Consider the following 19,155-nt stretch of genomic DNA (forward strand, 5'->3'; position numbering starts at 1 on the left):
CCCGAACGTAGCGTGCGCTGAATTAACGAACATCCTACGCGACACGCGGCGAAGCCGCAAAGCGCCCGTTGAGCACGGGCACTTTGCCGGTTTCCGGCACGTACCGGTGAATGGTTGCGGAATCAGAAACGCTCGACGTGATAGTCGCCGGCGAGCGCGGCGGGGCTGCGCTTCGACATCATCCGCGAGAAGCCGTCCGCGAGCCGGCCGAGCGCGAGCTGCTTCTGGCTTGCGTCCCAGTGCGTGTAGGTGTCGTAGGCGGAGTCGTCGAACGACACGGTGACGGCGACCGGGCGGCCACTGGCGCGAAAGCCGATGTGCAGCACGCCGCCCGGCAGTTCCTCGATGTGATAGCGCAGCGAACGCGACTCGAAATAGCGGCCCAGCACTTGGGCGATCGCGCGCTTGTCCGGCGATTGCACGTGAATGTCCATGATGGTCCTCCTTTCAGTGAGCGCGCGGCCGGCCGCGGTGCGCTGCCCCCGCCCGGCATCCGCATCGGCGACGGCTGAGACGGCGGATCGCCGTGCGGCGGACCGAGCGGCACGGGCGGATCGAACGGATCGTCGTGCTCGGGCAGCGTCGGGTCGGGATCGACGTCGGGAGTCGGTTCGGGACGGTGCAGCATGGATGGCGTGTTCATGTCACTCCTGCGCGGCGGCTCGCGCGTGTCGATTGGCGCGGCCAGCGGACGCAAGCAGCATGCCTGCTACGGGTTCGCCGCGCGCCGATCACGCATCGTACGCACCTCACCGAAAGCGCCGCCGCACAGGTTCGCGTCGTACCATATTCTTTCCGCGGCTTGATTCATCGCGATGTCATTTCGTCCATGCCGGCGGCGGGCGGCCCAGGTGTCCGCGCGCCCGGCCGGCTCGATAACTGCAAGTGCCATGCCGGCCATTGCGCACGGGTACGGTGCTTGCGACTGTCGTCACTGTAAGGAGGTTCGATCATGACCGTTTACGCCACCGGCCGCCGCGACGCCGTGTCACCGGCAGCCGCCCTGCTCCGGCTCAGCGCCTCGCGCAAACCGTCCGACGACAAGACGGAAAAGCGCATCGACGAAGGGCTCGAGGAGACGTTCCCGGCCAGCGATCCGCCCGCCGTCGGCGGTGCGACCCGCATCGACCCCGCGAAGCCGTCCGGCGAACGCAAGCCTCGCGCGCCCGACGCCCCACCACCGCCCCGCGATCACGGCTGACGGCGGCACCCGATCCCGATGCGCGGCAGCATCGCGCCGGGCCGGACAACCGGAGTGAACTGATGAAACGCATGGAACGTGCATGGCACGAAGTGAGTGGCGCCGCGGGCGTCGCGGCGCTCGCCGCGATCGAGAGTGCAGTGGTGCTTGCCATCGTCGTGATGACTGGCGTGGGCCACTGATCGACATTCGCGGCCTCGCCACGGCTGCCCCGTGGAAGATGTACAACCCCGCTGGCAAATTTCTCCGTGGCCCGGCCGCGCAGGCCCGGCGCGTGCCCCTCGAACGCGGCACGCGTCCTGCTCAGGGATCGTCTCGCTCACGAAGGAGGCGTTCATGTATCGCGTCAACGAAATCATGTCGCGCGATGTAGTGTGCGTCGCGCCGACCGACACGATCCGCCATGCGGCGGAATTGATGCAGCGGTTCGACATCGGCGTGCTGCCGGTCTGCGACGGCGACGAGCTCGTCGCGATCGTGACCGACCGCGACCTCGCGATACGCGCGCTATCGCACGGGCACGCGCCCGACACCCCCGTGAAGGCCGTCGCATCCGCGCCCGTGCAGTGGTGCATCGAGGACGACGGCGTCGGCGACGTCCAGCAACGGATGGCCGACGTGCAGCTCCACCGGATGCCGGTGCTCGACGGCAATCGCCGGATCGTCGGCATGGTGTCGTTGGGCGACATCGCGACGCGCGCGGGCGGTCCCGCACGCGACGAACTCGCGAATACGCTCGAGGACGTGTCGCTGCCGCGCCGTCGCTGAACGGTGCCCACCCTCATCCGTGCGGCGCGCGACGCATGCGCGGCGCACTGCGTTCAACCAGGAGAAACGCGATGACAACGGACAGACCGTCGCGCGCGCGTGCGCGCATCGTCGGCGACAGCGGCCGCTCCGCCGGCGGGCCCGGCCCCGATGTGATGGCCGCCGGCACGCTGGAAGACGACCACGTGCTGACGATGGACGGCGACGACATCGGCAAGGTCACGAACATCATGCTCGATGTCGGTTCAGGCCGGATCGCGTACGCGGTGGTCTCGTCGGGCGGGTTCCTCGGGATCGGCGACAAGCTGCTCGCGGTGCCGTGGAACGTGCTGACGCTCGATGTCGAGCGTCGCTGCTTCTTGCTGCCGGTGCCGACCGAGCGCGTGCGTGAAGCACCGGGCTTCGAGAAGGACCGCTGGCCGGCAATGGCCGATCCGTCGTGGGCCGAAGCGCTGCACGCGTACTACGGCGCGTCGCCGTACTGGCTGATCGAAGAAGGCGAAACGGCGCTCGACGCGCCGCCGTACGAGGCCTCGCCAGGCGGACCGGAAGGCGATACGCCGCGGCACTGACGGGCGCGGGTGCGAATGCGCGGGCCGGCCGCGCGGATCAGCGTGTGGCCGCGATCGAACGTGCGAGTTCCCGCGCCGCGCTAAGGTGCGCCTTCAGCGTGGGCAGGGTGTCGGCCGCGAACGCGCGAAGCTGCGGATCGTGGCCATTGCGCGCCTCGGATTCGTACACCCTGATCGCAGCCTCGTGCGCCTGTGGCCCGGCCAGTTCGACATACCCGCTGTCGAATGCGCGTCCGTTCTTGCTGGCCAGCGCCGTCACCGCCGGGTCGACCAGCATGCCCGCCTGCACGGGCACGCCCTTTTGAGCGCCGAGCCGGCGCAATGCGGCGGCCATGCGGCCGTGATCGTCGAGCATCCGGCGCGCGAATGCCTTCACAGCAGGATTCGACGATCGATCGAGCGCCAGCTGGCTCGCCTGGCGTTCCGTCTTGCCGATGATCCCGGCCTTGTCGACGAATTCGGCGTCGAAGCCGCTCGGCCGCCGCGTCAGGTCCGCCTCGTCGGCCGTCTCGCCGGGACGCACGACGCCCGGCGCGACATGCACCGACGACGCAGGCGGCGCTTGTGCATGCGTCGGCATGAATGGCGCGGCGCCGATCGCCGCGAGGATGCCCGCTAGCAGCATGCTCGCGGGCCCGACCCATGCGGCGGATGAGCGCGCGTTCTTGTCGTTCGTTTTCATCCGGGCCTCCTTCGACTTCGACTTCGATTTCGACTCCGCCGACGGCTCGGCCCGGCAGAACGCCGCGGCCCCGTCCGTCACGCGGGACGATGCGCGGACGTGGAGAAATTGGTCCACTCGCCCTTGCTCCACGCGCCCTCGACGCGCTCGATCGACGACGCACCGGCCGCGCGCAGCGTGCGCTCCGCGAACGTCCCGGTGCGACGCGTCACGTGCGCGGCCAGCACGACGCCGTGCTCGCAATTCAGCGCGCCGTGGCATTCGGGCGCGTCGCCGCGCATCTTGCTGAGCGCGCCGCACAACGCGCCGACGTAGCCGCCCACCAGCGGCACGCCGATCCACGCGTGCGACGAATGGAGCCCGCCGAGATACAGCAGCGCCGCACCGGCCAGCCCGACGACCGCGCCGATGGCCACGCCTGCCAGCGCGCCGATGCCGCCGGGACGTGCGGCGGAATCCGCGTACACGTCGCCGCCGAGCCAGAACAGCGCGTGCTGCCCGGGCGGATTCAGAAAGAAGACCTTCACGTCGTCCCGATGCACGGCGTGCCCGCGCAACTGCGCCGCGCAGCGTTCCGCCTGCTCGAGCGTCGAGAAACAACCCGCGATGATGGTATCCATGTCGAACCCTCCTGGACTGGGCCGCGCAGGGCCGCGAGCGCGCGGCGCCTCCACCGGCCCGAAGCTTGCCTGCGCATCACGTTACTTCCGGTTGATCCGCAGCCTGTCGCGCACGCCGCTCACGCCGTCGATATCGTGCACGACCCGGATCGCGGTCGCGTGCTGGCGCTCGTCGGGCACGCTGCCCGTCAGCTCGGCCACGCGGCCGTGAACCTGCACGTCGATGTCGTCGGAGGCCAGCCCGCGCTCGGCGACGAGCGCCGCCCGGATACGCGACGCGAGCGTCGCATCGCGCAACTGGCCGCCGACGGCCGACGCCTGGCTCGCAAGCTTCGCCCGCACGCTGTCGTCAGCCGATGCGGTGCGAGGCGTCGCGATCCATGCACACGACAGCATCAGCATCAATATGCTCGCGATCCGGACGACCGGCGGCCTGCGAGAAGCGCGCGCCGGCCAACCGCCCCGGCCCTCGCACTGCATGTGATCCGAACCCTTCATCATGCCTCCTCGTCGGTTGGCGAATGCGGTATGCGCATCGGGCGCACGTCAGCGGCGCCGCACGGCCTTGACCGTCGTGTCGCCGGGCGCGACGTCGGCGATCACGCCGGCCAGCGTCGGCATGTCGACCGGTTTGCACAGGTACGCATCGAAGCCGGCGGCCATCACGCGGTGCCGATCGGCGCTGCCCGCATGCGCGGTCACCGCGACAACGGGTAGATGACCGCCACCGTTCGGCAGATGGCGAATGTGGTCGAGCAGCCAGAAGCCGTCGCCGTCCGGCATCGCGAGATCGGACAGCACGACGCTCGGGTGCTGCCGCGCGACCACGTCGAGCGCGTCCCGTCCCGACTGCGCGGTCGACACCTGCGCGCCGAGCGTTTCCAGCGCCGCCGCGAGGCTCGCACGCGACGTCGCGTCGTCGTCGACCACCAGCACGCGCTGGCCGTCGAGCGCGACCACCGTCGACGCACCGGCCGGCCGCAACGGATCGCCGGCCGGTTCGTCGGCACCCCAGTCCACCGGCAGCATCACGGTCACGGTCGTGCCGCGCCCCACGCCGTCGCTCGTCGCCGCGACTTCGCCGCCATGCAACCGCGCGATGTTGCGCACGATCGACAGGCCGAGCCCGAGGCCGCGTTTCGGCGAGGCCGATGCGCCTTCGGGCCGGTTGAACGTATCGAACAGATGCGGCAGGCGGTCCGCGGAAATGCCCTGCCCCGTATCGGAAACCGACAGCCGCACGCGCGCCCCGGCACGGGTCAGCGACACCGTGATGCGGCCGCCCCGCGGCGTGAACTTGACCGCGTTCGACAGCAGGTTCGACAGCACCTGGCGCAGGCGCTCGCCGTCCCCGGAGATCATGCAGGTCGTCATCGCGCACTCGGTCGACAACTCGAGGCCGTGGGCTTCCGCGGTCCCGGCGAGTTCACGCGACGCTTCGCGCACGATCCGCACGAGGTCGACCGGCGTGCGCTCGAGCCGCATCCGCCCGGTCGCGAGCGACGATGCGTCGAGCAGATCGCCGACCATCCGCGACAGCGACCGCGCGCTGCGGTCGATCGCGTCGATCGCCTGGTGCGCGAAGCTCTGGCCGTCGACGCTGCGCAGCACTTCGACCCAGCCGTAGATCACGTTCAGCGGCGTGCGCAACTCGTGCGACACGGTGGCCAGCAGTTCGTCCTTCATCCGGTTCGATTCGTCGGCCTGCACGCGTGCGTCGCGCGCACCGCGCAGCGAACGCAGGTGGCGCCGTTCGTCGCGGCGACGTTCGTGCGCGTCGCGCAGCGTCATCGAGAGGCCCGTGCAGTTGCCTTGCGCGTCGACGATCGGCGACGCCGCGATGGTGGCGCGAAAGCGACCGCCGTCGCGGCGCACGCACAGAACGTCGAGCGGGCCCGCAGGCGCGCGCGCGTCGGCAAATGACGGGGGAACGGGGTGCAGCCGCAGCCAGCGCGGCGCGATCAGTGTCGTGACGTCACGGCCGAGTACCGCTGCGGCGTCGATGCCGAAGATGCGTCGCGCCGCCGGGTTCCAGCTCGTGATGCGCCGCGCGGCATCGACGGCGACGATCGCATCGGGCGATGCGTCGACCACGCGGCGCAGCAGCGCGTCGTCATGCGAGCGCGGCGCGGACGCCGCAGGCGCCGGTTCGCGGCGGGGCGTCGTGCGGGCGCCATCGTCATCCGGATCGTCGGCGCCGTGCAGCCTGTCGTTGGCCAGCAGCGGCTTGACGGCCGTCACGAGCACGCATTCGACGAAACTGATCGCGACGAACGCACCGGCCTGCGCAAGCAGATCGGGCAGCGACGCGTCGCGCCACCAGAATGCGCCGATCACGGCGGCGCTCACGGCCGTCGCGGCGAGGCCGCCGCCGAACGACGTCAGCCAGGCCGCAGCCGCGACCGCGGCGTAGAAAGGCAGCGGCGCAAACGGTTCGTGCACGCCGACGACGTGAATCGCCCACGCCTGCAGCGCGGACGCCAGCACGACGGCCAGCACGACCCATGCGCCCTGCCGAAACAGCTCACGGGTAAAGGTCCTCATCGTATTCCTGCATCGCACCGGCGACCGGCGCTCGACGGCATGCCGCCTCTGCGGTTCGGCACCCATCGAGCGTGCCGGGCGAGCCATCAGTCCCCCGCAACGCGCGTACCCGGGCGGTGCGGCACGCGTGCCGTCCTCGGGCAGCGCGTGGCGAGCGGCGGCGACGCGCGGTGCTCCGCGCGCATGCAGCCCGGGCCGCTCGCGAGCGCAATCGTCTGTCGATTTTTCATCGCTCGCGTGTAAAAAAGCACCGACGGGGCGGCATTAATTACCGCTTTCCGGTCGGCGATGCGCGATCGCGGATTCCTTGGGCCCAGGCCCGCAGCATTGAAAATTTCTATATCGCGGCACCTTTCGCGCCATTTCGCTGTCGATGAAAATATTGCAACGAGGGAAATGCGCGATGCCGATTTTCAAAACGGCACGCCAACGCCTATGGCTGAATCCGCAAACCGTACGAAGCAACGCGCCGACGCGCGCCGGCTGTCCGGCGGCTCCGCGGCGATGCGCACGCTGCTCTGCCGTATCGAGAAAATCGCCCCCACCCGCGCCAGCGTGATGATTGCCGGCGAAAGCGGGGTCGGCAAGGATATCGTCGCGCGGCGGCTGCACGATCTCAGCGGGCGTCGCGACGGCCCGTTCGTGGCCGTCAACTGCGGCGCGATTCCGGCGGACATTGCCGAAGCGCAACTGTTCGGTCACGAGAAAGGCAGCTTCACCGGCGCGGTCGCGCAGCGTGAAGGCTTCTTCGAAGCCGCGTGCGGCGGCACGCTGCTGCTCGACGAGATCGCGGAGATGCCCGCGTCGCTGCAGGTGAAGCTGTTGCGGGCGCTCGAATCGAATGCGATCGTGCGGGTCGGCGGCACCGAGTCGATTCCGCTCGACGTGCGGATCGTGTCCGCGACGCGCCACAATCCGGCGCAAGCCGTGCGCGACGGGCGGCTGCGCGAGGACCTGTTCTACCGTCTCGCCGCGTTCGCGCTGTACGTGCCTCCGCTGCGCCAGCGCGACGGCGACGTCGAGGCGATCGCGCACGAATTCGTCGATTCGCTCAATGCGCGGCACCGTTCGCACAAGCGGCTGACCGACGCGGCGATCGCCGCACTGCGCACGTATTCGTGGCCCGGCAACGTGCGCGAGCTGCGCAACACGATCGAGCGCGCGTACATCCTCGCGGACGAAGGCATCGACATCGCGCTGCCGAAGCCGGCGATGCCGCCCGACCATACGTCGGACGATGCGATGGCGCTGCCGCTCGGCGCGACGCTGCACCACGCGCAGCAGCGCTTCATCGCGGCAACGCTGAACCACTTCGACGGCAACAAGCCGCAGGCCGCGAAGGCGCTCGGCATCAGCCTGAAGACGCTCTACAACCGGCTCGCGCTGATGCGGGACGACGGCGGCCACGCCTGAGCGCCAGCGCCGTCGTTCGCCCGCATCGCTTGACGCCGGTCAGGCGACCTTGAACTGCCCGACCGTGATCGCGAGCGCGTTCGCCTGCGTCTGCAGCGCGGTCGCGGCCGCGGTCGACTGTTCGACGAGCGCCGCGTTCTGCTGCACCATTTCGTCGAGCTGCGTGACCGCGCGATTCACTTCCTGGATGCCGCGCGTCTGCTCGTTCGCCGCGTGCGTGATCTCCGAGATGATGGTCGTCACGTTGGCGACGTTCGACACGATCTCGCGCATCGTGTCGCCGGCCTGGCGCACCTGCCCCGACCCGGCCGACACGCTCGCCACCGTCGATTCGACCAGCACCTTCACCTCGCGCGCGGCCTGGGCGCTGCGTTGCGCGAGGCTGCGCACTTCCTGCGCGACGACCGCGAAGCCGCGGCCCTGCTCGCCGGCGCGCGCCGCTTCGACGGCCGCGTTGAGCGCGAGAATGTTGGTCTGGAAGGCGATGCCGTCGATCACGCCGATGATGTCGCCGATCCGGCCCGACGCTTCCTCGATCTTCTCCATCGTCGACACGACGTCCGACACGACCACGCCGCCGTGCGACGCGATCCGCGACGCCGCGGCCGCGCGTTCATCGGCCTGGCCGGCCGCCGCGGCCGACTGGCCGACGGTCGCGGTGATCTCTTCCATCGACGCGGCCGTTTCCTCGAGGCTCGCCGCCGCCGATTCGGTGCGCGACGACAGATCCTGGTTGCCCGCGGCGATTTCGTTCGCGGCCGTGCGCACCGATTCGCTCGCGTCGCGGATCTGCCGCATCACGTCGTTCAGCTTGTCGACGAAACTGTTGAACGAGCGCGCGATATCGGCTACCTCGTCGCTGCCGTCGGCCGGCAGGCGCTGCGTCAGGTCGCCCGTGCCCGAGCCGATCGACGCCATCGCCTGACGCACCTGCGACAGGCGGCGGAACGCGGTCGTGGTGATCGCGCCGACGATCAGCGACGCGACGCCGACGATCACCACCAGCGTGATCAGCGACGCGGTCAGCAGCGAGCGCATGCCGGCCGTCGCTTCCGCCTTGTCGAGCAGGACCAGCGCATACCAGTCGGTGCCCGGCACGGCCTGCGCGCGCACCAGCTTCGCGTCGCCGCCGACGTGCACTTCGACCGGCGCGGTGGCCGCGGCCAGCGTTGCGGCGCTCATCGCGCCGAGGTCGGCCGACACGTCGGCGACCGGCTTCAGCGTGAGCTTCGCGTCCGGATGCGCGACGACGTGGCCGTTGCTGTCGATCAGCATCCCGAAGCTCGCCGGCGTCGGGTGGATCGTCTTCACGTTCGCGATCACGCTGTCCATCGCGACGTCGGCGGCGACGACGCCCCTCAGGCCGCCGTCGCGCAGGATCGGCACCGCGAACGTGACGACCAGGTTACCGGTGCCCGCGTCGACGTACGGCGGCGTGACGACCGGCTTGCCGGCCTGTGCGGCCTGCTTGTACCACGGGCGCCCCGTCGGGTCGTAGTCGGGCGGAATGCCGGTCGGGTCGGAAAAGTGGAACGCCTTGTCCGCGTAACCCGCATAGACGTTCGTAAAGCCGCCGGCCGCGGCCATCTGCTTGAACACCGGCAGCGGATCCGGCGACAGCGCGGCATCCTGGAGCGACGCGATCATCCGGCTTCGGGTGGCGACCCAGTCGCCGATACCGACCACGTGGCCGCTTGCGACCGAGGTGAGATTGCGGTCGATCGCGTCATCGTTGTACGAATGCGCGATGAAGTAATTGATCAGCGTGGTGGCGACGAGCGCGAATACGACGATGGCGACGCACGCGGCAAGAATGCGGGTGCGAATGGACGAGAACATGGCAACGACTCGGTAAGGGAGCGGGAACGCCCGGTGGACGGATTCACCGGGTAAACGGCATTCGCGCCGCCGACTTGAGCCGGATGTGACAATTCAATGGAACGTATGACGAAAGGCGCCGCACACCGTAAGCCCGTTGTCAGGACAGTGGCGTGCGGCGACTGCACGGTCGGGCCGATTGTGCGCGCGGCGGGCGCAGGCCAGCCGCGAGCACGTGGCGTGGCGATATCGAGGCTGCGGGTGGCGTCGACCGTCCGCTACAGGTGGCCGCCGGCTTGCCTCTTCGGCTCGCCGTGCGCCGTTCCGGGCTGCGTATCGCGTTCGAGCTCGTCCTGCCTCCGCATCCGTTCGCGCAGATGCCGGATCGCGAACACATGGATGTAGTCGTGCACACGGGCATCGGACGACAAGGCCCGTACTTCGTCGTCGAGCATCGTGCGCAACTGGTCGGCACCGATCTCGCGCCGGGCGGCGGCGGCCTTCAAGGAATCAAGCAAACTATCCTGTGACATCGACAGACTCCTGGCGGTCGAGGAACGAAAGGAAATAATTACGCTATTGGAAGATTAGAGACTGGATGGCCGCGCGGCGTGCGATGCGCCGCAGCGGATTTGCGCGCGATCAACGGCACCTTGCGTGCCGCCGCGCCGATGCGTCGACGCATCGGCCCGCGCGCGGGCATTCGCGGCGCGTATTGCCGCGATCGACTGGAAGAACTGCCACGCCACCCCGAGGCGCGGCACCGCCGTTCGCGAACGATGAACCGTGGCGCGACGCGATGCAGGGACGAACTTAGACCTATCGAAATCCTGCGTCAAGGGATGCGCGGGGGCCCGGCTCATCGATTCGAATCTTCCGGGCCGGGGCACCGGGCATCGCGCGACAGCCTGCCGGATCCGGCCGCCGCAGCCGAAACGTCGGTCCGTCTTGTCAGCGGATTCCGATAGCCCGCACGCAATGCCTGACAACGACTTCAGCACGCACTGATTGGCAGCGCCGCGCCGGCGACGGATACTGATGTCATGGACGATACGTTCATATCCGGTCATCGCGCAGCCGGCCATCGAGCCGGCACGCGGGGTCCGGCGCAGGAGACCAATCATGACACATCGCAATTTCCCGGCCCGGGACGGACAGCGCCGCACGCGCACGCTGTCCGCGCCCACCGTGCCGGACGGCATTCGGCCGCCCGAGGATCTCGACGCGTTGCTCGCGCTCGCGCGTGAAGCGGGCCTGCTCGTCACGCTCGACGGACAGATCGGCCGCGAGAAGTACCAGAGCGTCGCGGGGTCGGTACACGCGCTGCAGCGGTTTGCCGCTGCGCTTTGCGCACGCTCCGGCGACGCGGCACCGGTCGTCGAGGCACCAGTCGTCACGGCGCCGAGACGCAAGCCGCGCCCTGGCTGGCCGCGATTGCACAATCGCGCACCGGGCGGACGCAAGCGCCTGCACGGCGTGCGTCGGCGCGCGGGAGCGTGTCGCTGCGTCCGTCATCGCCACGACGAGCGGGCGGCGAGCGCCGCGTAGCAGCCTGAACGAGCGGGGAGCCGGCGCGGCACGGGTGCCGCGCGCCGGCTGCAACGTCGATCCGGCCGCAACCGCTGCGCGCTGATCGCGCGACGGCGCCCCGCGCTCCACCATCTACACCGATCCGCCATCGCGCGATCGCGTGCCACCGCGCGCCGTGCCATACGGCGACATCAACGAAAAAATACCTGCGAGGAAAGTCGTACGCACGGGGCCAGGAAGCGGACGGGGTGAGATTCCACCCCGTCCGTCGTTCCAAGGCAGCCGCCGGCTGCCTACCCTCGTGCCGGAGAGTGCGGGATCGGCTCATGCGCCGCGCGATGCGCGGCACGCGTCCGGAAAACGGTTGAATCGAAACGCCATCGGACCCACGTCGGGTCGCGCGTTTCGAATTCGTCGCATCGAGTCCCGACAGCGCGTACGGACGACAGCCGGTCCGCCGCGCCGGGCGTTGCGTCACTGTCTCATGCGACGCGCGCGACGTTTCTGATTCAGGTCAATGAAAGGCCGCTTCCCGGCTATCGTGTTGCGTGCGTCACGACGCACCGCGCACGAGCAGCACCGGCACCTGAGCGAGATGCGCGACCCGGCGCGCGACGCTGCCGACCAGCCAGGCGGCGATGCCGCGCCGGCCATGCGTGCCGACTACCAGCAGTTCCGCATGCCAGTGCACCGCGTCGCGCATCAGCGCATGGGCCACGTCGTCGCTGGTCGGCCGGGTCTCCACGACGCCGCGCTTCGTCGGGTTCCCGGTTGCATGGAACAGCGCACCGACCCGCGCCAGCGCATCCTCGCCTTCCGCACGATACGCATCCTCGAGCGCGCGCACCGGCACGATATCCGTCAGACGAACCGCGCGATCGACGACATAGGCCGCGTACAGCAGCGTCGTCGGTGCCGCGAAGCCGAGCCCCACGCGCACCGCATGCAGCGACGGCTCGCTGCCGTCGACCGCGAACATGAGGCGCTGCAACGGCCCTTCCGACGGCCGCGTGTAGTCGGCGGGCACGATCAGCAGCGCACAGCGTGCGCGAGCGGCGAGCGTGTCGGACATCCCGCCTTCGACGAGCCGCAGCAGCCCGTGGTGCGGATTGGCGCCAACCACGAGCGCGTCGGCATGCCATGCCAACGTATCGTTCGCGAGCGCAGCGGCCACCGTGCCGCCCGTGACCGACGTATCGACGATCACCTGCTCGATTTCCGCGCCGCTGCCGACGAATAGCTCGGCGGTGCGATCGAGCGTCGCCTGCGCTTCGCGCGTCATGTCCTCGCGCGCCGAGGTCAGCAGCGCGTCGATGCGCGGGATGTCGGGCAGCACGAGCCGCGGATTGTCGATCGCGCAGACGATGCGCACCCGCATGCCGGGACGCAGCAGCGTGCGCGTGTAGCGGATGGCGGACACCGACTCCGGCGTCAGATCGACGGCCAGCGCGATCCGCGCGAGCGCAGGAATGGTTGGTGTGGATTGCATGGCGAAGGCCTCGTTGCGGACGCGTCGTCGCGGACGACGACCGGAGCTTCGCGAGGATGCGGCGCGCGGCGGGCAGACGGCCGGCGCGGTCGCAGGGATCGGCGGATGGCCACACGAAGCGCGGACAAGCAATTCAGACAGCATATGACGTCCGGCCCGCGCGTGCATGATCGGGATCAAACGTCCGGGCGGGCCGCGCTGCGCCGCGTGCGCGTGGGCGGCACGACGCGGCGCGCTTCGGCCGGTGCGTTTGCGATTTCGTCGACGGGGGGCGCCCGCGCGGTCAGCGGGGGAATGAGAAGCTGGAAGCCGGTGGCGTGCGCGGAAACCCGCGCACGATTTATTTCTACTTCGACAACGTCGCGCGCACCGTATATTCGCCTTCGAGCGCAGTGCCGTGGCCCGGGCGCACGAAATACCGCGATGCATCGAGATCGGCCGGCAGCGGCTCGACCGGATAGCCGTGCTTCTCCCACGCGTCGAGGCCGCCCTTCAGCGCCCTGATGTTGTGGAGCATCTTCTTGCGCTGCATCTTCGCGATCAGGCGCTTCGCGGTCGCCTCGTTGGGGCACACGCAATACACGACGATCGGCCGCTTCAGCAGTTCGGGATCGAGCAGATCAGGCGAATCGAGATCGACCGGCACCGCACCGGCGATCCGGTACGGCTCGCGTTCGCGAATCGCACGCGGCCGCGCATCGAAGATCAGCGGCGGCTCGTTCGACGTCATCATCTCGACGAGTTGCGGCGGAGAAATGCGTACCTGCGCAAGGTAGCGGCGGAACTGCACGCGGCGCACCCAGCGGTACAGCAGGAACGTGATGAAGATCGCGAGGAACGCGTCGAGGATCGTCCCGCCGCTCGCGCGCACCCACAGCACGAACTGGACGATCTGGTCGTGCACGGCCGCGCCGCCGACGAGCCAGAACGCGGCCCACAACGACGCACCGGCCAGATCCCAGAACAGGAACACGCTGACGCCGATCGCGGTGGTGCCGAGCAGCGGCGCCGACACGAGGCCGAGGCCCGGCAGGAATTTGGAGAGGACGAGCAGCGGTGCGCCGTAGCGTTCGAACACGTTACGCGCGAAGCGCAGCGTGGTATCGAGCGACAGCGAGAAACGCACGAGCCCGTTCAGCAGACGCCGGCCGCGCGTGCGGCCCATGAAGAACCACAACGAATCGGCAAGCATCGTCGCACCGATCGCCGCCGCGAACATGCTCGTCCAGGACGCCTGCCCCATCGCCGCCATCGTGCCGCCGAGAATCAGCATCGGCACGGCCGGAACCGGCACGCCGAGCTGTGTGATCAGTACGCTCGCGAACACGGCCCACGGGCCGAGCGACGAGGGAATCGCGATGGGAAAGTGCCACACGGCGGCGCTCCTGGAAGAATGCGGACCGTGCGACGGGGCGGCCGTCGATACGGCTGGCAGCGATCGCCGCGGCACGTCCGCGGTCGGTCCTGCACCACCGTGCATTCTAAACGGGTTTGGTCGAGCCCGCGCGGGACGGCGCCCGTGGGCGCGGCCGTGGCAGCCGTCGGACATCATGACCGATGTCGCGGCCGGCACGCTCACTCGCCGGGACGCTGCGCGAGTGCCGCGACGTATTCCGCATAGTCGGGAAACGCGGCGGCCAGTGCGGTCGCGTCCGCCAGCTCGAATTCCGCGAATTCGAATCCCGGCGCGACCGTACAGCCGACCAGCGCGACGTGCGCCGGCGACGCGCAGCGCGCGCCGAACCAGCGCCCGGCCGGCACGACCGCCTGGAACACGGTGCCGGGATGCGTGAGCGGATTGCCGAGCCGATGGATCGTCAGGCCGTCGTGCTCGTCGAGCACCCACACCTCGAGCGGATCGCCGGCGTAGAAATGCCATACCTCGTCGGAACGGATCCGGTGCCACGACGAGTACGCGCCGTCGCACAACAGGTAGTAGATCGCGGTCGACGCCGCGCGCGGGGCGCCATCGGCCGGACGCACGACGGTATCGGTCGCGCGGTAGGTTTCGCGGAAATAGCCGCCCTCGGGATGCGGCTGCAGATCGAACTGGTGAATCAGGTCGGCGGCGGAGATCGGCATGGCGGATGACGTCGGTGAAGTGGAAAACCGGGCACGCGACGCATGGAGGAGCCGATCGCGGGCCGCTGCGTCGATCGCCGCGGCCATGCACGCGGCGACCGGTTCGCGCGCCGGTCCTGGCGCGCGACGATGAAGCGTACACCGGCCGATGCTGCCAGAAGTACGGGCCACGATGCAACCGGCACCACGCGATGACGCCCGTGCGGCCCGTGCGTGACGACGCACGCGCGTCGCGGCGCCGAAAACGCCATCACACCGTCACGCCGTCACCCGCGCGGCAGCTCCCTCCCCGCCGCCGCTCGCACCTGTGTGCCGCACGCTGTGTCTTCGTCGTTGCGCCCCCCGACAACCAGCAGCCGCAGGGCCTACGCACGCGCGCGCTTTCACGCAGTCGCCGCCGCAGCCGGTTCGTCGTGCCGCACCAGCAGCACGGGCCGGTCGGCCGCGCGCAGCAGCGATTCCGCGACACTGCCGAGCAGCAGCCGGCGCAGGCCGTGCCGTCCACTCGTCCCCATCACGATCAGGTCGGCGCCAGCCTCGGCCGCCGTGCGCATTAGCACCGCCGCGACGTCCTCGCCATACGCGTCGAGCGCGCGCACGGTACCCGGCACATGCTGCAGCTCAAGCACCCCTTTCGCGTAGTCGAGCACGGGCGTCACCGCATCGGTGGCCGCCGCGTCGCTGTCGCGTTCGCCCGCAAAGCCCGCGTCGACATCGACCAGCTGCGGCCGGTGCTCGACGACATACGCGCACGTGATTTCGCCGCCGGATGCCGCCGCGATCCGAATCGCCTCGTTCAGCGCGAGACGCGCGCTCGGGCTGCCGTCGAGCCCGACGAAAATCCGCTTGTACATGTTCTGCCCTCCGACCGGGCGCGCGCCGCGCATCGCGCCACGCCGTGCCCGTTACCGCAAGCCGGCCCGATGCCGGCTCGCCTGCCGAACAGTCTGCCTCACGCGCCGACGCGCCCGTTGACGCGTGTCAAACGCCGCCCGGACGCCCGCCGCTCGCGCGGCTATCGCATTTTTAGCTGACCCTATTACAAAAAGTATGTAAAACGCGCACAATTTCATCTCGAAACCAGACGTCGCACGCGGCCGGTGCGAGTTTTTCCCGGTTTTGCCGCACTGCCCGAGCGCCACGGGCGGCCCCGACACCAGAATGGCCATCGAATGACCGCCAGTGGAACCCCGCCGCGTGAGCCCCGAGGCCCCACGCGCCTCCAGACCATGTTACGCCAGCCGCTCGCGGCCGGCGTCGTTGCGCTGTTCGCCGGTGCGGCGCTGTCGCTCGGCGTCGCGCTGCTGGTGCGCGAGCAGTGGCAAGGCGCTGTCCATACGCGCTTCGAGCGCCGCACGACCCACGTGACGGCGATGCTGCGTCACGAACTGCAAGCCGGTGTCGCCGTGCTCGAAAGCGCGCGCGGCGCGTTCTCGCTCGCGCCGCGGATGACACCCGAACAATGGCGCCGGTACGCCGACACGCTCGAGCTCGACAGCGGCCGAGCGCCGGTCCGGCAGCTCGGCTATGCGCCGCTGTCGCCCGCGACGCACGCGGCCCTCGTCGGCAAGGGACCGATGCCGCCAGGCCCGCTTGCGATCGCGGCGCTCAGTGCGCCGGTATCGAGCGCGGCCGCCGTGCGCTTCGGCGCGTCGGATCAGGCACCGCTGTCGCGCACGCTACGGACCGGCGAAATCGCACTCGGCATCCACCCGGCCGACGACGATACGTCGCGCGATACACGCATCCTCACGCTGTTCCTGCCCGCCGGGGCGCCACGGCACACGGCCATCGTGCCGGCCGGCATCCCCGAAACTGCCGCCGACGGCGTGCTGTTCGCGCAGATCAGCCCGAGCCGGTTGGTCGAGCGTGCGCTCGACGCGGAACGCGGGCTCGACCTGCGCATGAGCGCCGGCGACGATCCGCGCCCGATCGCGAGCGCCGAGACGACGACCGACGAGGCATCCGCTTCACCGGACCTGATGCGCCGCACCGACCGGCTGAATTTCGGCGGCACCGTGCTGACGCTCGCCTATTCCGCCGACGGGCGCCCCAGCGCGACCGGCGCACAGCGCGCGGCCGGCACGGTGCTCGCGGCCGGCCTGATTGCATCGTTCGCCTTCGCGGCGCTCGTCCACGCGCTGATGCGCGGCCGCGCGGGGCTCGCCGATACGGGCGCCAGCAGCCGCGGCATCCTCAACGAGGCGCGGATGATGGGCATCATCCGTTCGTCGATGGAAGCGATCATCACGATCGACGAGAAGCAGACGGTCGTGATCTTCAACCCGATGGCCGAACAGGTATTCGGCGTGTCGGCGATGGAGGCGATCGGTGCGCCGCTGTCGCGCTTCATCCCCGAGCGGTTTCGCGCCGCGCATGCGAAGCACGTCGACCAGTTCGGCGTGACGGGGGTGTCCGAGCGCCAGATGGGTCGCCAGCGCGTGCTGTTCGGGCTGCGCAGCAACGGCGAGGAATTCCCGATCGAGGCGTCGATTTCGCAGATCCGCGACGCGTCCGGCAAGCTCTATACCGTGATGTTGCGCGACATCACCGAGCGGCAGCGCGCCGACAACGCGCTGAAGCAGTCGCGCGAGGAATTGCGCGAGCTGTCCGCGAACCTGCAGAACGTGCGCGAAGAGGAAAAGACCCGCATCGCGCGCGAACTGCACGACGACCTCGGCCAGCAGCTCACCGCGCTGAAGATGGACCTGTCGGTGGTCGAGCAGCAGCTGCGCGGGCCGGACCATGCGCAACCCGACGGCGGCGTGCTGTCGCACCTGCAAGGCATGCGGCGGCTGATCGATGCGACGGTCGCGTCGGTGCGGCGCATCGCGGCCGACCTGCGCCCCGTGATGCTCGACGATCTCGGCCTCGTGCCCGCGATCGAGTGGCTGGCGAACGACTTCACGAACCGCTACGGGATCGACGTCGAACGCCATATCGAAACGGGCGGCCTCACGTTCACCAGCGCGGGGGCGACCACGCTGTTCCGGATCGTCCAGGAAGCGCTGACGAACGTCGCGCGCCATGCGGACGCGACGCGCGTCGCGCTGCGGCTCGACGTCGAGGACGGCTTCTGCGTACTGCGCGTCGCGGACAACGGCCGCGGCGCCCCACCGGGCGGCAGCGCCCACGAGGACAAATCGTTCGGGCTGATCGGCATTCGCGAACGCGCACACATGCTGGGCGGCAGCGTGACGATCGACACCGCGCTGGCGCGCGGCTTCTCGATCACCGTCGCCTTCCCGCTCGCCACCGTTCAACAGGAAACCACCCTCACATGATCAAGGTCCTCATCGCCGACGACCACACGCTGGTGCGCGACGGTCTGCGGCACATCCTCCAGAACGCCACCGGATTCGAAGTGGCCGGCGAAGCCTGCGACGGCCCGTCGACGATCGCGCTGGTCCGTTCGACACCCGCGCAGGTGCTGGTGCTCGACCTGTCGATGCCGGGCCGCAACGGTGTCGAGCTGATCAAGCAGATCAAGGACGAGAAGCCCGCGCTGCGCGTACTCGTGCTGACCATGCACGCGGAACAGCAATACGCGGTGCGCGCGTTCCGCGCGGGCGCGTCGGGTTATCTGACCAAGGAAAGCGCGAGCGCCGAGCTGGTCGGCGCGGTGACGAAGGTCGCGTCGGGCGGCGTCTACGTGAGCCTCGCGATGGCCGAGCAGTTCGCGCAGAGCCTGAACGAGCCCGCCGAGACGCTGCCGCACCAGCGGCTGTCCGACCGGGAGTTCGACGTGTTCCGCCGGATCGCCGCCGGACAGACGCTGACCGAGATCGCGCAGGCGCTGTGCGTGAGCGCGAAGACGGTCAGCACCTACAAGACGCGGATCCTGGAAAAGATGCAGATGCCGCACGAAGCGGCACTCGTGCGCTACGCGCTGCGGCACAAGCTGCTCGACGAAACGGACGACGTCTAGCCGGCCGGGCGGGCCGCATCGCAGGCATCGCACGCATGGCGCGCATGATCGGCGTCGGCCGCGTGCCGTATGACCGGCCGGACGTTACGCGGCCCTCTACCGTTACTTCGCCGCCACCGGGCAGGCGAGATCGCCTTCCTCGCAGGACAAATAGCCCTTCAGCGTCTCGTTGCGCGTCTTGGTCAGATCGTCGAGGCAGGTCGACACGACCATCGGATAGGCGCTGCCGCCTTCGGCGTTCGCGCTGGAGAAGTTGCATTCGGCATCGCGGTACGCGAGCCACGCGCGCTGCGCATTCACGAGCTTGTCGGCAAGCGGCTTCGCGTCGTGCAGGCGCGCGGTGACGGCCTGATAGGTACGGTTCAGTTCCGCGTCGGATTTCTTGTACGCGCGATCGGCACACGCCGTCATCGTCGCCTGATCCGTCGCGTCGGCACAATTCGCCTGCGCATGGGCAACGCTCGCCGTCAGCGCGAACGCGCACAGCAGACCGGTCAAGACACGCATG

20 protein-coding genes and 1 pseudogene are annotated in these 19,155 nt (G+C 69.5%); 8 read left to right on the forward strand and 13 right to left on the reverse strand.

What is annotated here, in order from left to right:
• Nucleotides 1-122: 122 nt before the first annotated feature.
• Nucleotides 123-434: a hypothetical protein gene (locus tag C7H84_RS04040; RefSeq protein WP_006750981.1), complete on the reverse strand. Its 312-nt coding sequence runs from the start codon at nucleotides 432-434 to the stop codon at nucleotides 123-125.
• Nucleotides 435-626: 192 nt separating this feature from the next.
• On the opposite strand from C7H84_RS04040, the gene C7H84_RS36200 reads away from it, so the two are divergent.
• The 4 genes from C7H84_RS36200 to C7H84_RS04055 all read left to right on the forward strand — a co-directional run bounded on the left by C7H84_RS36200 (nucleotide 627) and on the right by C7H84_RS04055 (nucleotide 2,541).
• Nucleotides 627-806 carry a hypothetical protein gene (locus tag C7H84_RS36200; protein WP_162999197.1) on the forward strand — a complete coding sequence of 60 codons (180 nt, stop codon included), beginning with the start codon at nucleotides 627-629 and terminating at the stop codon, nucleotides 804-806.
• Between the two features lie 146 nt (nucleotides 807-952).
• Nucleotides 953-1,201, forward strand: a complete 249-nt coding sequence (locus C7H84_RS04045; protein ID WP_121857521.1) for a hypothetical protein — start codon at nucleotides 953-955, stop codon at nucleotides 1,199-1,201.
• A gap of 336 nt (nucleotides 1,202-1,537) precedes the next feature.
• Entirely contained in the window at nucleotides 1,538-1,969 is a 432-nt protein-coding gene (locus C7H84_RS04050; RefSeq protein ID WP_121857522.1) for a CBS domain-containing protein, read from the forward strand.
• Between the two features lie 71 nt (nucleotides 1,970-2,040).
• The gene (locus tag C7H84_RS04055; protein WP_121857523.1) at nucleotides 2,041-2,541 is read left to right on the forward strand and encodes a PRC-barrel domain-containing protein; all 501 of its coding nucleotides are present in this window, start codon (nucleotides 2,041-2,043) and stop codon (nucleotides 2,539-2,541) included.
• Between the two features lie 37 nt (nucleotides 2,542-2,578).
• Here C7H84_RS04055 and C7H84_RS04060 read toward each other — a convergent pair whose 3' ends face one another.
• The 4 genes from C7H84_RS04060 to C7H84_RS04075 form a co-directional block, all read right to left on the reverse strand.
• The gene (locus C7H84_RS04060; protein ID WP_240461974.1) at nucleotides 2,579-3,166 is read right to left on the reverse strand and encodes a DUF4142 domain-containing protein; all 588 of its coding nucleotides are present in this window, start codon (nucleotides 3,164-3,166) and stop codon (nucleotides 2,579-2,581) included.
• 134 nt (nucleotides 3,167-3,300) lie between these two features.
• Complete coding sequence (locus tag C7H84_RS04065) at nucleotides 3,301-3,843, reverse strand: hypothetical protein (protein ID WP_121857524.1); 543 nt, start codon at nucleotides 3,841-3,843, stop codon at nucleotides 3,301-3,303.
• 81 nt (nucleotides 3,844-3,924) lie between these two features.
• Nucleotides 3,925-4,341, reverse strand: a complete 417-nt coding sequence (locus C7H84_RS04070; RefSeq protein WP_121857908.1) for a BON domain-containing protein — start codon at nucleotides 4,339-4,341, stop codon at nucleotides 3,925-3,927.
• 48 nt (nucleotides 4,342-4,389) lie between these two features.
• Nucleotides 4,390-6,387: an ATP-binding protein gene (locus C7H84_RS04075; RefSeq protein WP_121857525.1), complete on the reverse strand. Its 1,998-nt coding sequence runs from the start codon at nucleotides 6,385-6,387 to the stop codon at nucleotides 4,390-4,392.
• Nucleotides 6,388-6,760: 373 nt separating this feature from the next.
• On the opposite strand from C7H84_RS04075, the pseudogene C7H84_RS04080 reads away from it, so the two are divergent.
• A pseudogene (locus tag C7H84_RS04080) lies at nucleotides 6,761-7,800 on the forward strand (sigma-54 dependent transcriptional regulator).
• Between the two features lie 39 nt (nucleotides 7,801-7,839).
• Here the strand turns inward: C7H84_RS04080 and C7H84_RS04085 are convergent.
• The 3 genes from C7H84_RS04085 to C7H84_RS36205 form a co-directional block, all read right to left on the reverse strand.
• Nucleotides 7,840-9,639 carry a methyl-accepting chemotaxis protein gene (locus C7H84_RS04085; RefSeq protein WP_121857527.1) on the reverse strand — a complete coding sequence of 600 codons (1,800 nt, stop codon included), beginning with the start codon at nucleotides 9,637-9,639 and terminating at the stop codon, nucleotides 7,840-7,842.
• A gap of 257 nt (nucleotides 9,640-9,896) precedes the next feature.
• Complete coding sequence (locus C7H84_RS04090; protein WP_121857528.1) at nucleotides 9,897-10,151, reverse strand: DUF3562 domain-containing protein; 255 nt, start codon at nucleotides 10,149-10,151, stop codon at nucleotides 9,897-9,899.
• 54 nt (nucleotides 10,152-10,205) lie between these two features.
• Nucleotides 10,206-10,742: a homoserine O-succinyltransferase gene (locus tag C7H84_RS36205; protein WP_162999198.1), complete on the reverse strand. Its 537-nt coding sequence runs from the start codon at nucleotides 10,740-10,742 to the stop codon at nucleotides 10,206-10,208.
• Between C7H84_RS36205 and C7H84_RS04095 the strand changes: the two genes are divergently transcribed.
• A complete protein-coding gene (locus C7H84_RS04095; protein WP_121857529.1) occupies nucleotides 10,741-11,166 on the forward strand; it encodes a hypothetical protein in 426 nt (141 codons plus the stop codon). The two genes, C7H84_RS36205 and C7H84_RS04095, sit on opposite strands and share 2 nt — an antisense overlap.
• 535 nt (nucleotides 11,167-11,701) lie before the next feature.
• Here C7H84_RS04095 and C7H84_RS04100 read toward each other — a convergent pair.
• The 4 genes from C7H84_RS04100 to C7H84_RS04115 all read right to left on the reverse strand — a co-directional run bounded on the left by C7H84_RS04100 (nucleotide 11,702) and on the right by C7H84_RS04115 (nucleotide 15,573).
• Nucleotides 11,702-12,637 (reverse strand): universal stress protein, encoded by a 936-nt coding sequence (locus C7H84_RS04100; RefSeq protein ID WP_121857530.1) that lies wholly within the window; start codon nucleotides 12,635-12,637, stop codon nucleotides 11,702-11,704.
• Nucleotides 12,638-12,983: 346 nt separating this feature from the next.
• Nucleotides 12,984-14,012: a DedA family protein/thiosulfate sulfurtransferase GlpE gene (locus tag C7H84_RS04105; protein WP_121857531.1), complete on the reverse strand. Its 1,029-nt coding sequence runs from the start codon at nucleotides 14,010-14,012 to the stop codon at nucleotides 12,984-12,986.
• A 200-nt stretch (nucleotides 14,013-14,212) separates the two neighbouring features.
• Nucleotides 14,213-14,719, reverse strand: coding sequence for a cupin domain-containing protein (locus C7H84_RS04110; RefSeq protein WP_121857532.1), 507 nt, complete (start codon nucleotides 14,717-14,719; stop codon nucleotides 14,213-14,215).
• 383 nt (nucleotides 14,720-15,102) lie between these two features.
• A complete protein-coding gene (locus C7H84_RS04115; protein ID WP_121857909.1) occupies nucleotides 15,103-15,573 on the reverse strand; it encodes a universal stress protein in 471 nt (156 codons plus the stop codon).
• A 318-nt stretch (nucleotides 15,574-15,891) separates the two neighbouring features.
• Here C7H84_RS04115 and C7H84_RS04120 point away from each other — a divergent pair, with 318 nt between their 5' ends.
• Together C7H84_RS04120 and C7H84_RS04125 are read left to right on the forward strand one after the other, a co-directional pair.
• Nucleotides 15,892-18,003 carry a PAS domain-containing sensor histidine kinase gene (locus C7H84_RS04120; protein WP_121857533.1) on the forward strand — a complete coding sequence of 704 codons (2,112 nt, stop codon included), beginning with the start codon at nucleotides 15,892-15,894 and terminating at the stop codon, nucleotides 18,001-18,003.
• Nucleotides 18,000-18,647: a response regulator transcription factor gene (locus tag C7H84_RS04125; protein WP_121857534.1), complete on the forward strand. Its 648-nt coding sequence runs from the start codon at nucleotides 18,000-18,002 to the stop codon at nucleotides 18,645-18,647. The genes C7H84_RS04120 and C7H84_RS04125 overlap by 4 nt, the downstream gene beginning before the upstream one ends.
• Nucleotides 18,648-18,749: 102 nt before the next feature.
• Here C7H84_RS04125 and C7H84_RS04130 read toward each other — a convergent pair whose 3' ends face one another.
• On the reverse strand, nucleotides 18,750-19,154 hold the full coding sequence (locus C7H84_RS04130) for a lysozyme inhibitor LprI family protein (protein WP_121857535.1): 405 nt from the start codon (nucleotides 19,152-19,154) through the stop codon (nucleotides 18,750-18,752).
• Nucleotide 19,155 lies beyond the last annotated feature (1 nt).

Source organism: Burkholderia sp. Nafp2/4-1b (assembly GCF_003635165.1).
Taxonomy (GTDB): Bacteria; Pseudomonadota; Gammaproteobacteria; order Burkholderiales; family Burkholderiaceae; genus Burkholderia.

Coding starts and splice junctions, on each gene's coding strand:
- C7H84_RS04065 (WP_121857524.1), bottom strand. CDS start 3,843: ATGGATACCATCATCGCGGGTTGTTTCTCGACGCTCGAGCAGGCGGAA.
- C7H84_RS04095 (WP_121857529.1), top strand. CDS start 10,741: ATGACACATCGCAATTTCCCGGCCCGGGACGGACAGCGCCGCACGCGC.
- C7H84_RS04060 (WP_240461974.1), bottom strand. CDS start 3,166: ATGCTGCTAGCGGGCATCCTCGCGGCGATCGGCGCCGCGCCATTCATG.
- C7H84_RS04085 (WP_121857527.1), bottom strand. CDS start 9,639: ATGTTCTCGTCCATTCGCACCCGCATTCTTGCCGCGTGCGTCGCCATC.
- C7H84_RS04115 (WP_121857909.1), bottom strand. CDS start 15,573: ATGTACAAGCGGATTTTCGTCGGGCTCGACGGCAGCCCGAGCGCGCGT.
- C7H84_RS04050 (WP_121857522.1), top strand. CDS start 1,538: ATGTATCGCGTCAACGAAATCATGTCGCGCGATGTAGTGTGCGTCGCG.
- C7H84_RS36205 (WP_162999198.1), bottom strand. CDS start 10,742: ATGATTGGTCTCCTGCGCCGGACCCCGCGTGCCGGCTCGATGGCCGGC.
- C7H84_RS04120 (WP_121857533.1), top strand. CDS start 15,892: ATGACCGCCAGTGGAACCCCGCCGCGTGAGCCCCGAGGCCCCACGCGC.
- C7H84_RS04110 (WP_121857532.1), bottom strand. CDS start 14,719: ATGCCGATCTCCGCCGCCGACCTGATTCACCAGTTCGATCTGCAGCCG.
- C7H84_RS04090 (WP_121857528.1), bottom strand. CDS start 10,151: ATGTCACAGGATAGTTTGCTTGATTCCTTGAAGGCCGCCGCCGCCCGG.
- C7H84_RS04075 (WP_121857525.1), bottom strand. CDS start 6,387: ATGAGGACCTTTACCCGTGAGCTGTTTCGGCAGGGCGCATGGGTCGTG.
- C7H84_RS04045 (WP_121857521.1), top strand. CDS start 953: ATGACCGTTTACGCCACCGGCCGCCGCGACGCCGTGTCACCGGCAGCC.
- C7H84_RS36200 (WP_162999197.1), top strand. CDS start 627: ATGGATGGCGTGTTCATGTCACTCCTGCGCGGCGGCTCGCGCGTGTCG.
- C7H84_RS04125 (WP_121857534.1), top strand. CDS start 18,000: ATGATCAAGGTCCTCATCGCCGACGACCACACGCTGGTGCGCGACGGT.
- C7H84_RS04130 (WP_121857535.1), bottom strand. CDS start 19,154: ATGCGTGTCTTGACCGGTCTGCTGTGCGCGTTCGCGCTGACGGCGAGC.
- C7H84_RS04040 (WP_006750981.1), bottom strand. CDS start 434: ATGGACATTCACGTGCAATCGCCGGACAAGCGCGCGATCGCCCAAGTG.
- C7H84_RS04100 (WP_121857530.1), bottom strand. CDS start 12,637: ATGCAATCCACACCAACCATTCCTGCGCTCGCGCGGATCGCGCTGGCC.
- C7H84_RS04055 (WP_121857523.1), top strand. CDS start 2,041: ATGACAACGGACAGACCGTCGCGCGCGCGTGCGCGCATCGTCGGCGAC.
- C7H84_RS04070 (WP_121857908.1), bottom strand. CDS start 4,341: ATGAAGGGTTCGGATCACATGCAGTGCGAGGGCCGGGGCGGTTGGCCG.